This is a genomic window from uncultured Methanobrevibacter sp., from assembly GCF_902774605.1.
Classification (GTDB): domain Archaea; phylum Methanobacteriota; class Methanobacteria; order Methanobacteriales; family Methanobacteriaceae; genus Methanocatella.
On record NZ_CACYJE010000060.1, the window covers coordinates 1 to 11,111 of the forward strand.

The 11,111-nt window shown below is 36.8% G+C and carries 18 protein-coding genes; 5 read left to right on the forward strand and 13 right to left on the reverse strand.

Annotation, left to right across the window (positions count from 1 at the left end; all coding sequences use genetic code 11):
- A partial coding sequence (locus tag QZU77_RS09245; protein WP_295603377.1) for a class I adenylate-forming enzyme family protein occupies positions 1–385 on the forward strand: 385 nt, incomplete at its 5' end.
- A gap of 83 nt (positions 386–468) precedes the next feature.
- Here the strand turns inward: QZU77_RS09245 and QZU77_RS09250 are convergent.
- The 3 genes from QZU77_RS09250 to argB form a co-directional block, all read right to left on the reverse strand.
- Complete coding sequence (locus QZU77_RS09250; RefSeq protein WP_295603379.1) at positions 469–750, reverse strand: hypothetical protein; 282 nt, start codon at positions 748–750, stop codon at positions 469–471.
- Positions 737–1,036, reverse strand: coding sequence for a hypothetical protein (locus QZU77_RS09255; RefSeq protein ID WP_295603381.1), 300 nt, complete (start codon positions 1,034–1,036; stop codon positions 737–739). The genes QZU77_RS09250 and QZU77_RS09255 overlap by 14 nt, the downstream gene beginning before the upstream one ends.
- Before the next feature lie 201 nt (positions 1,037–1,237).
- Positions 1,238–2,101 carry an acetylglutamate kinase gene (gene argB / locus QZU77_RS09260; RefSeq protein WP_295603383.1) on the reverse strand — a complete coding sequence of 288 codons (864 nt, stop codon included), beginning with the start codon at positions 2,099–2,101 and terminating at the stop codon, positions 1,238–1,240.
- Between the two features lie 100 nt (positions 2,102–2,201).
- On the opposite strand from argB, the gene QZU77_RS09265 reads away from it, so the two are divergent.
- A complete protein-coding gene (locus QZU77_RS09265) occupies positions 2,202–2,885 on the forward strand; it encodes a reductive dehalogenase domain-containing protein (RefSeq protein ID WP_295603385.1) in 684 nt (227 codons plus the stop codon).
- Between the two features lie 32 nt (positions 2,886–2,917).
- Positions 2,918–3,316, forward strand: coding sequence for a GNAT family N-acetyltransferase (locus tag QZU77_RS09270; RefSeq protein WP_295603387.1), 399 nt, complete (start codon positions 2,918–2,920; stop codon positions 3,314–3,316).
- Between the two features lie 97 nt (positions 3,317–3,413).
- Here the strand turns inward: QZU77_RS09270 and QZU77_RS09275 are convergent, their stop codons facing one another.
- From QZU77_RS09275 to QZU77_RS09310, 8 genes are all read right to left on the reverse strand, one after another.
- Positions 3,414–3,662 (reverse strand): hypothetical protein, encoded by a 249-nt coding sequence (locus QZU77_RS09275; RefSeq protein WP_295603389.1) that lies wholly within the window; start codon positions 3,660–3,662, stop codon positions 3,414–3,416.
- Positions 3,663–3,833: 171 nt separating this feature from the next.
- Positions 3,834–4,421, reverse strand: a complete 588-nt coding sequence (locus tag QZU77_RS09280) for a DUF998 domain-containing protein (protein ID WP_295603391.1) — start codon at positions 4,419–4,421, stop codon at positions 3,834–3,836.
- 3 nt (positions 4,422–4,424) lie between these two features.
- Positions 4,425–5,375, reverse strand: a complete 951-nt coding sequence (locus QZU77_RS09285; protein WP_295603393.1) for an SAP domain-containing protein — start codon at positions 5,373–5,375, stop codon at positions 4,425–4,427.
- Positions 5,368–6,486: a low temperature requirement protein A gene (locus QZU77_RS09290; protein ID WP_295603395.1), complete on the reverse strand. Its 1,119-nt coding sequence runs from the start codon at positions 6,484–6,486 to the stop codon at positions 5,368–5,370. Before QZU77_RS09290 ends, QZU77_RS09285 begins: the two co-directional genes overlap by 8 nt.
- Positions 6,487–6,529: 43 nt before the next feature.
- Entirely contained in the window at positions 6,530–6,685 is a 156-nt protein-coding gene (locus tag QZU77_RS09295) for a hypothetical protein (protein ID WP_295603397.1), read from the reverse strand.
- 5 nt (positions 6,686–6,690) lie between these two features.
- The gene (locus QZU77_RS09300) at positions 6,691–7,980 is read right to left on the reverse strand and encodes a hypothetical protein (RefSeq protein ID WP_295603399.1); all 1,290 of its coding nucleotides are present in this window, start codon (positions 7,978–7,980) and stop codon (positions 6,691–6,693) included.
- A 400-nt stretch (positions 7,981–8,380) separates the two neighbouring features.
- A complete protein-coding gene (locus QZU77_RS09305) occupies positions 8,381–8,605 on the reverse strand; it encodes a hypothetical protein (protein ID WP_295603400.1) in 225 nt (74 codons plus the stop codon).
- A gap of 295 nt (positions 8,606–8,900) precedes the next feature.
- Positions 8,901–9,158, reverse strand: a complete 258-nt coding sequence (locus QZU77_RS09310) for a hypothetical protein (RefSeq protein ID WP_295603402.1) — start codon at positions 9,156–9,158, stop codon at positions 8,901–8,903.
- Positions 9,159–9,206: 48 nt separating this feature from the next.
- Here QZU77_RS09310 and QZU77_RS09315 point away from each other — a divergent pair, with 48 nt between their 5' ends.
- A complete protein-coding gene (locus QZU77_RS09315) occupies positions 9,207–9,371 on the forward strand; it encodes a hypothetical protein (protein ID WP_295603404.1) in 165 nt (54 codons plus the stop codon).
- Here the strand turns inward: QZU77_RS09315 and QZU77_RS09320 are convergent.
- Complete coding sequence (locus QZU77_RS09320; RefSeq protein WP_295603406.1) at positions 9,366–9,692, reverse strand: hypothetical protein; 327 nt, start codon at positions 9,690–9,692, stop codon at positions 9,366–9,368. The genes QZU77_RS09315 and QZU77_RS09320 overlap by 6 nt on opposite strands.
- 232 nt (positions 9,693–9,924) lie before the next feature.
- On the opposite strand from QZU77_RS09320, the gene QZU77_RS09325 reads away from it, so the two are divergent.
- Positions 9,925–10,449: a hypothetical protein gene (locus QZU77_RS09325; RefSeq protein ID WP_295603408.1), complete on the forward strand. Its 525-nt coding sequence runs from the start codon at positions 9,925–9,927 to the stop codon at positions 10,447–10,449.
- 3 nt (positions 10,450–10,452) lie between these two features.
- Here the strand turns inward: QZU77_RS09325 and QZU77_RS09330 are convergent.
- The coding region (locus tag QZU77_RS09330) for a zinc-binding dehydrogenase (protein WP_295603410.1) at positions 10,453–11,111 on the reverse strand (659 nt) is incomplete at its 5' end.

Here is an 11,111-nt window from a genome sequence, read left to right on the forward strand (position 1 = left end):
CCTTGATGACGGATGGTTCCTCACAGGTGATGTCGGATACCTTGACGAGGACAACCGTTTATTCATTACAGACCGCAAGAAGGACATGATCGTAATGAGCGGATGGAAAATCTACCCTACAGAAGTTGAGGAAGTGTTGATAAAGTATCCTGCAGTTAAGGAAATAGCAATATTCAGCATAAACGACTGCCATAGGGGAGAAATACCAGTAGCTGCAGTTGTCTGGGAAAATGAATCTGACGATGATGGCCTGATTGGTTATGCACGTGAAAACCTGTCAAGATATAAGGTTCCCCGCAAGATTTTTGCACTTGACGAGCTTCCAAGAGTAAACGGTTGGAAACTGCTTAGGCGAGAACTCAGAAAAATGTTTAAAGATAATTAAAAAAGAATAAAACACGAAAAACGATTGAAAAATTTTACGCCAATTCCATCATCATTATTTAAAAAAAAATAAAATGGAAAGAGTTATGGGAAAAGAGTTACTCCCATAGCTTCAATCATTGATTGTAAACCTAATATGATAATAGCCACTCCACCAAATATTTCAATATAATCTGCATATTTGATAGCCATTTGGGTTCCGTATGTTCCAATCAATAACCATATGACAACTGCAATTAAACTCAATCCTCCTAAAATGAACGGATCAACATGTGCAACTGCACCTTGTGACGCTAAGATCAAGTTTTCTATGTTTCCAAAAATAAGCAAACCTGAAAATGGTGCATAATCCTTAAGATTTACCATTGTTTTCACCACGCTGAGCCCTTAAGTTTCTAACAGCACCATGTACTGACTGGATACCCAATATGACTATTGCAAGACCACCAATAAATGTGATGTAGCTTGCATATTGTATTGCGACTCCAGTAGCGACAGTTCCAATAACTAACCATATGATTACTGCAATTATACTTAATCCACCTAATATTTTAGGATTTACTCCTTGAACAACACCTTGTGATGCCAGAATCAAGTTTTCAATGTTTCCAAAAATAATTAATCCGATAAAAGGAACATATTGTTCTAACAAATTATCACCATATAATTATTTGGCAAAATTAATATTTAAATGTTAAAGCTTATATACCTAATATTATACCTAATTTAACTTTATCAATTAAAATATGAAAAATTACATATGCCGATAACAATCAAACTTGGAAAAATAATCCTGATATTTAACTACAGCACATCAATAAGCAAAAAAAGTTAAAAAATAAAATGATTTGGACTATTTGAAAATCATAGTCCCTATACCATTTGTTGTGAAGATTTCATGAAGCATTGCATGCTTTACCCTACCGTCAATGATATGGCAGGATTTAACACCGTTTTCAATGGCTTTTACGCATGTCTCGATTTTAGGAATCATTCCTCCGGAAATGATGCCATCTTCAATTAAACCCGGAACTTCAGAAATCCTTATTTTTTGAATCAGTGTTGAAGGATCAGACGGATTCCTTAAAACACCCGGAACATCAGTCAGTATTATCAATTTCTCCGCATTGATAGCGCTTGCAATCTCACCGGCTGCCGTATCTGCATTTAGATTCAAGCTGTTACCATCCTTATCGATACCTATAGGAGAAATTACTGGAATATAATCATTCTTTAAAAACATTGCCAATAATTCGGTGTTGATGGAGTCGACTTCACCTACAAGACCCAAATCAACAATTTCCTCATCAATCTTGCTGGCAGGCTTCTTGTGGGCATTAATCAGGCTGGAATCCTTTCCGGACAGGCTGATTGCATCACCGTCATGCTTGATTATTTCAGACACAATGTCAGTGGAAATCTTTCCTGCAAGAACCATTTCGATTATTTCCATTGTCTCTTCATCAGTCACTCTTAATCCCTTGATGAATTTCGCATCCTTTCCCAGTTTTTCCATGGACCTTGAGATTTCAGGGCCTCCGCCATGCACAATAAGGGGTTCCATTCCCACATATTTCAGCAGCACTGTATCACGGGCAGTTGAGGATTTTGCCTCTTCATCAATCATTGCGTGCCCACCATATTTTATTAGAATTTTTTTGGAATAAAATTGCTTAATGAATGGCAGGGCTTCAACTAAAACATCAATATCATTCATTTTATCACTACATTAAATATTTAACTTAATTGCTTATAAGTCTTTAAGTTAGAAATTCATTACAATATCATTTATATATTCATAAAATATAATCATTATTATGTCTGAAATGAGTGACCTTAAAGATTACTTGATAAGTTTGGGTGCAAGCAAGGTCGGTTTTGCTGACGTGAACGGCCTTGCCAGGGAATTCATCGATTTGCCAAATGGAATAAGCATTGTCTTGAAGCTTCCCCTTGAAGCCATGGAATTTCTTAACCAAGAGGATTTTGAATCCTACTGGAAGTGCTTTCATGCACAGATTGACAGGCTGACCGAAATTTCGCTTAAAGGAGAGGAATACATCAAAAATCTCGGATATGATGCATTTGGATTGACAATGGCACGCAATGAATGCGACATGAAAAAACTATTGAGCATTCTTCCATACAAGACAATTGCCACAAAATCAGGAATGGGATGGATAGGAAGATCAGCACTACTTGTCACCCCTGAATACGGCTCTGCAATTGCACTTGGAGGAATACTGACCGACATGCCTCTTGAATTCGACACACCAATCACAGATTCCGAATGTGATGAGTGCACCAATTGCCAGGATGCATGTCCTGTTGATGCGATTAATCCTCAAAAGTGGAATGACTGTTTGAATCGCTCAGACATTATTGACATTGACGTGTGCAGCGAGTACATCATTGACCAGTATAAGGCAGGGCTTGGCTGTACAAAATGCATGCTTGAGTGTAAAAAGACCCAGGAGTATTTGGAAAGGCAGGACCCCTGATTCAGATTAGAAGAGCAAAAATCCATGAATCAATGGATATTCTAGATTTTTACAGAAATATCATAAACACACCAAATGATTATTTTAACCCCAAATGGAATGAGAATTATCCTGATTTGGAGTATATTGAAAATTCGATTTTGAAAGAAGAATTATATATTTATAAGCCTGATGAAAAGATTGTTTCAAGCATTATTGTGAATAATAATTTTGGCGGACGCTACAATGATGCGAATTGGGCTGTGAATGCCGAGGCAAGTGAAACTGTTGTCATTCATGCTTTTGCAGTCGACCCTGGCTGCAGAGGCAAGAAAATCAGCAAAGAAATATTCAATATCATCAGGAAATATTCGCTGAAAGATAACAAGAAGGCTTCCGAGTTGACATCATTTATGGAAATGATGGTGCTGAAAGTGTTTTCAAACATTTAGGGTTTAAATACATTGACACTGTTGAAGAATATTATGATGAGGTTGGTTTTGAAAGGTTTCTTTTATATGAATATGATTTAAAATGAAAAATGGGTTTTTAGCAACCCATTTTAAATTTAAATCTGTATTCCTGATTAACGACTTCCATTCCTGCAAATGAACCGTCCAGAATGCTTGCGACTTTTTCCAAGTCTTCAGCTGTTATTTGACTGCCATTTGCCACTGGTGAGAAAAAGGTTATTTCATCATCAGTGATCAGGTAGTTTAGAAGTTTTGTTTCTTCCTTTTGGTATTTTTCGACAATTGCTAAGATTTTTTCTTCAATTTCATTATCTAAGTTTGTCATTTTATCACCTTGAAAGATTATTAACTTATGAACTATATAAATCTTTGTACTTGAATCTATATGTTGGTGAGTAAAAGGTTACTTTTTTATATTTGATTCGATAATTTTAAAAAAAACAGTTAAGCAAATACTGAACAGTTCAGTGAAACTATAATATAATCAATGCCATTTTTAATTTCTGATGATGTGAACTCCGGTCAGAAAACACCAGATTATCAGCGTGTAAACTGACAGCCTCTCAAGGACAGGCATGTAGATGTTATGCATGTTGAAAAACATTATCCAAAACGCCACCAATCCAATTATCCCCAAAATCAAGGCGGCCTTCTGATATGATTCAAATACCTCCATTGACCTTGAAACAAGGACAAGCAGAATGTTGCCTCCAAGAATGGCCATCACTGCACCGAGAGTATGGTATCCTGAAGTCAATGGGTTTCCCCCATGAACAAATCCGACAATGATAACCCCAATTGCAGTTACGGCAGTGAGCATATAGAAAACAGCATTATTTTTAACAATATAATCCTTGAACTTATAGAAACTGGCGAAAAGCAGTGCCAGTCCCATCAATATGAACGCGGAATTCATCAACCAGAATAGCGGCGAGTTAACATTTGGGATTCCGAGTTCGGAAATGGTGTGGATGGCATATGTATTGTAAAGTGAAGCATTGAAATGAGTTGCCGAAATAGCTTCAGCTACAATATAGTACAGGCTGGCGATTAAAAATACTATTCCTGCAACTTTACGCTTCATAATCTAAAATCCGAATTTTTTACTAAAGTATTTTTCCTTAACGTCAAAGTTCAACTCTTCAAGGTCTGCACCGCCAATAGCCTTTTGAAGTATTTTATAGCATGTCTTTTTAGGCACGGTGGTGTTGTGAATATGTGATTTGGCCCATATCTTATCAAATCTCTTCTTCAGACTGCCCATCTTAAGCACTTCTGTCACGTTTTTAATGTTGGTGACGTTTGCGGTATTGACCACATCATAGCTTGCATAGCTTTGTGCATCCAGGGATATTGGGTTCAATCCTAAAATGTATCTTTGCAGGTCATAGTCAAGGAATGATTCGTAATCCCCATCGTAAGCGTATACGTGTGCTTTTGCGGAAAGCGCATCGATGAACACCAGGAAGTGGTTCGGCATCATTATTGCACGGGACAGTATCTCATCACAGAATTTCAAACCTGTTTCAATCATGTCCGCTGATGAGTTTGCAACATAGGTTTCATAGTCCTCGAATCTGAATGCGACAAGCGCAAAATTGTAGAGGTCGATCCACTCGTTTTCCTTTAGGAATTCTTTTGCCTTATCAGTTAATGTCAAATCAGAGGATTTGTTAAAGTCATCTAATGAACCGGTCTTTTCAGTTTCTGTTTCACCGTTAAGCACAGGCAACACTCTTTCAATCAATTCCTGTTTCTTGCCTGACACTTTAAGGCCGTTTTCCCTTAGAATGTCTTTCAGCTCTGCTACAGTGTATTTTTTGGATATTTCTTCAGCAGTTAATTTTTCACCCTCTTCGCCAACTGCCTCTATCTCGCCAAGGTCTCCTTCAAGGTATCCTTCATCCACTAAGTATTTAACACAGTCTTGAGCTGAAGGGAATGTTCCGAATTGCCCTTCTTTTAACATGTAGTCTAGTTCATTACCCTTATTTAAATAGTCCAATACGTTAAATATTTCTAGTTTTTGTTCACTCACTTAAACACCTTTTTTGTTTCATCAGCAATATTGTGAAATTGCCGAATGTTATAATTAAACTTCCAATCAGGAAAGCATATAAGTTTGAAATAAATATCAGAATAACAACTATTCCCAAAAGGGTGGTCATTATCATTTCTAATATATCTTTTTTGGTTAATTTAATGTTTTCCTTATAATACTCCTTGTTGACCATTATGGAAACATAGAATATCACTAGTGAAACCATCATCAAACCCGCTGCAAAGACCGGATTCACATCTCCCGAATGTACGAGCTCCAATGCGACAGTCACGAGATTGATGCTTATCACTATGAAGTAATGGCTAAACATCAGCCTTAACGAACGCTCCACCCTATGGTGCTCCATCAGATTATGGATTTGAACCACATAACCTCCAAACATTGTAAGGACAATGAAGAATACAAGAATAGGGACTAATGTGAAGTTGGCCACATCAAAGAAGTGAGTCAATCCCACAATGGCCTCGCCGAAGGTTATGATTGTCAAAAGCTCGAACCTCTCAACAAGATGAGGGAAGCTAATGATGCTCTTGTCGAACTGTCCCCTGATGAAAAACGGCAGGAAAGCACCGCCGATTACTGCCACCACATCCATCAGAAGCACATAATGGACATCCACATTGAATACTAATGAGATTATCGCTATCAGATATATAATGCAGACGATTGAAAGGATTGATATTGAGTTTCCAGCCGCTCCCTTAAGGGAGTTTTCCCGTTTTGCCTGAATCACATATAATATCACCACAGTCAAAAGCATTATGAGCATGGACAGGTTGAAAGTGAGTGACATGGATGCCCAGTTCGGCGATATCGTGTTTGCCATGTAGATTACGGCAATCATGTTCACGCAGGCCAAAAGGTAATCATGCCATTCCCATTGCCCGTAGCGGTTGACGTAATTGGTGAAGTAAAGCCATGCCTGCAGGATTACAAATGACGTGATGATGTATGTGAAAAAGCTGTATGGCGCAATTGCACCATTTACCGGCTCTGATACCAGTGCGGTCAGCTTTGATATTGCATACACGAATATCAAATCATAGAACAGTTCTATCAGTTCAACAGGCTTTACCTTAACATTCATGTTATTAACTTTATATATGATAACATATATTTTTTACATTCATTTAATCAGTGAAAATGATTGTCAATACTACTGCAATCAGAATCAGCACGAAGCATACGATAAATACTGGCCGGTGCTCCCAATCCCTATTCTTATATATCAATATTGCAAGCACGCAAAGCAAAATTATATTCCCCACATCTAAAACATCCAACATCCCCATCACCTGCTCATGATTTTTGAAAATATGTTAAACGCATAGCTTGACTGCCTTTTCTTGCTAGGGTATGTCCTGGCAAATATCTTCATCAGTTCAGTGACGCTTGATTCGGGGTTTTCATGTACCAGTTCGTCACAGATGTTCTGGATGCTTTTTGGCGGAATCTGGGAGTCCCAAACATCCATGAAGGTATTCCTTATCCTGCGGAGTGTCCTTGGATTTTCAATCTGCTCATAGGAGAATTCCTCCCTCAATTGCCGCTTGACATATTTGATGTAGTGAGTATCGTCGTTTTCATAAAGTCTCTCGACATTGGATCCGAACTCATCGAAGTACTTTTGAATCTCCTTCAACACGAATCTTCGAGGCACTGAATCCAATTTTCTTGCCTTCTCTTCAAGATCTCTTGGCTTGACTTTAAGATACATTTGGCCGTTGAGGAAGTGCTCCCCGTTAATCACTATGCCCTCAATGACCCTTCTTTCGTTGTGCTTGAAGTATTCCTGGTTGACCTTCTCCAACAATGACTTTATTTCCTGGATTGCATCGAATAGTGTCGGAAAAGTACTTTCACTATCAATCTTGTAGTTTTTGAGCTTGATGTTGTCGTCATTCCACCTGATTGAAAATGAATTTTCATTGCTGTGCTTTTCAATGGAGAATACTGTATCGGGGATTTTGAAATTGTCAAGGTCCGAACAGTTGAGGATTGAAATATGGTCAAGGAATGTCTCGCCAATATAGGCTCCAATCAATGCAATGTCGATATAGGCATCCATATGGGCGATGTCATGCCTGTTCAGTATCCCGTAAAGTTCAAACATCAATGTGTCGTTGAAATGAATTGGGTTGGTGAAAAACTCCTCAATGGCCTTCTTGTCGATTAGCCTGTACATGTCGAGGATTCTATTATCGGCCACTGCCTGACTTCTTGATTTTGGAATGATTTCAATGGAATTGCCGTTTTTGTCGTTAAGTGAGTAAATTATAAGACATGTTCCATCGAGTTTTTCCTGGCAATGATATATGATTTGACCTTCATCCTCCTTGAGCTTGTGCCTTTTGTCCCAGTAGTGGATTTTGGGAAATGATTGGATGAACTGTTCTGTTTGATAGCTTTCACCGTTCTTTTCTGTGATGTGAGTTATTATCATTGAGCCGAGATACCTGTTTGGTTTTCTTGAAATATAGCCCTTGATCAGGTTGCCATTTGGTGTTTTTGCTTCAAATTCCCTCAAATGCTTTGGCTTAACGGTATTGTTAAAATATTTTTCACAAAATTTTTCTTTCATCAATAAACCACCCTAATGATTAATAATTTTGTTTAAAACCCTGTGCAGTTAAGCATTTTTATCAAAAATAATCAGTTACAATTATTTAACTCAACATGCATCCTTGATATTCTAATATGGTCTACAAAATATTTAAAATAGCCAGTTATGAGTTAGAGCAATTTTTAGCCGAGAAAACAATTTTTCACTCTCAGACAACTTTTCTTTTAAAAAAAGAATGGAGTACAATTAATGTTTATTTTCATCTGAACTGAATTAACAAATAGTTAAAACTCCCAACAATCACTAATCCAATAAATATAAAAAGCCGAATGCCTGAAAAGAAGTAAATGAAAAATTTTAGATTAAAAAAGAATATTTGAAAATGATTAGAGCATCAATTGCTTTTCAACCATTTCCATCATGGTTTAACTTCCCCTGACAAGTTGATTTCATCAATATTTTTAGGAGAACGTTTTTTAGATGCATAATAAGCTTGTGCAAAACTTCGACTTATGAAAATAATTCCTTCAAAATCAATGATGAAATCCGTTTCATTAATTTGATTTATTTTATTAATTAAAGTAGTCACAGACTGATTGAAATCCAAGGCTTGATTTATTTCATCATTAATTTTAATAATCATTTATAGCACCTAATTTATACATATCGGGTTTATTTATTTCAATTAACTCATAAATATTTTGAATTTCAAAATTATTTAATCTAATTCCAATTAATGTCCCATTAAAAATATGTTCATTATCCAATAATTAACTACAAGATGAAAAAAATCCGGATTTAAACAGCTTGATAGTTAACAATCTTATTTTGGATTAAAAAGTATATAAAACAAGCAGTTTCGTATGATAACAATTTTCCTTTGAGAAAACAATTTTTCAGAGTTGGACAATTTTTTGTCTTTTAAAAAAAAATAAGGATTATGGATTGCATGCTTCGTCAGCAGCGCCCATAACAACAGTCACTTCATCTGACAGGTTAATTTCTGAGATTTTCTTGTCAGATTCGTATTTGGCAGTGTAATATGCTTGTGCGAAATTCATTGTAACAAAATGAACTTCCTTAAAATCGATTATGAAATCGTCTTTCGGGATTTTGTTTAAAATGTCAATAAGTTCCATTGCATCTTCACTGGATTCCAAATGAGAGCCGAATTCCGCTCCGAGATTAATCATCATATTTTTTCACCTATATTAATATTTGAAGTTATCCATATATTAATTATTATGAAGTGTCCCTATTGCAAAAGAGAATTGGTGAAGGTTTTTCACGGCGAGCCTTATGATGAACTTGCCGAGGAATCATTAACCAACACGATAATCATCACAAACTGCTGCGGATCCGAGAATAATTATTACTGCGAGTATTGTGACGAGTTCTTCCAATTATAATCCCAGAACATCCTTGTCGGGATTGGAGTTTTTAAAGAGGTTGATCTTAACATCCCTATTCCAGGTGAACTTTAAAAGCCCCTCATGAATCAGGGATATGTCGTCATCGGAAAAACCGTCCAGATAGTATATTTTCCCCCTGACGTTAACGTTCATCAGAAATCTCAGCATATGCCTGTACACCATGATCGAATGGGGCTGATAGACTATGATGTCATCTGTAATGTATTCTATCAACTGGTCTGTTTCAAATATGCCTGGAGTTATCACTTCCACGTCGCATTTTGGGAATTTTTCTCGAATTATTGTTTCATAATCCATAATATCACTTTTAAAATTTTAGTTCATTACATAATTTTGTCCCCACATCATAATAATTACTTCGCAACTTATTTTTCATGCGCCACTGAAAAAGCATATGGTGAATAAAAAATTATAATAAGCTTGTAAAATTGATTTAAACCTTAAATATTTCCCTAATTTAGAACTTAACCATTTATAAATAATGAGAGCAAATATAAAGAATGCAAATTAAATTTTAGAAGGTTTTATTATGAATCAAAAAGATTTTGAAAAACAAAAGGAAATCATTAGGGAAAAATTCGGGGAACCAAGAAAAATTACCCACATCACTCCAAAGGATGCAGTCGGAGTCGATGACGGAGTCCTCAATGGAGGCGACATTTTCGCTGCAGAAGACGGGGAAATAATCTATTTGGATTATCATTTAGTGGATTTTGATGTGGTTGAACTTGCCAAGTACATTGAATTGGCTGAAAACCTTTATGAAAAGTACAGGAAAAAAGTGAACATTTTCCTGATATGCCCTAGAACAGTGAATGTTAGCGTCAGGGAATGTCCAATAAAGTCAGACTCCGATTTTAGCATAAAGCTCTATTGCAGCCAGGACGATCCATGCGAAGTTATCCTTGAAGGAATTAAAAGCAAAATAAGAAACAATGCCCTTTTAACCAGAAGGGACATTAGCGAAGTTGAAATGCTTCCGGTAATATGCAATAGGAAAGACAGGAATTATTATAGGGTGGAATCCTTAAGGATAATCAATGAATTCTATTAGCGGTTACTTGTTCCATTTCAGGATGGTCTTGCCGAATTGTGAAATGTAATCCCTGTCGAATGCATCCTTCAAGTCATTCAATGAGTTTATTTCACAGACATTGGTGATTAGCTTTTCAAGGTGCTCAAAGAGTTGAGGGTCCTTTTTGAGGGTTTCAACGACGCCTATGAAATCTTCCCTTTCGGATCTGCTGTTTCCCTGAATTGTCAATCCCTTCTCCAATACCATTCGGGTGTTTATAGGCACTGGATATTCGCTTACTCCGAAGAGATTAATTGTTCCTTGAGGGTTGATCAGGTCGATGATTTGCTCTATTGCTGATTGTGATGCGCTTGACCCGACGCATTCGAATGCATGGTCAACTGCCAAATCATCCGGGACATTGTGGATTTGATATATTCCGTCTGCAAATGAGAAGAGGTTAAGGTTTTCAAGGTGCTTTCCAAACACCATCACTTTTGAGTCGGGAAATTTCTCCTTTAATAATAATGCAGTTATGAATCCAAGGTTTCCGTCTCCCCACACGCCCAATGTGTCTTTTGGGGTGATTGAGATTTCTGAAAACTTGCTTATTCCCTGATATGCTACGCTTATCAGTTCTATGAATGCAGACACCAGTGGATTGAAATCGTCGGGGATTTTAACTATCCTGTCCGGTTCCA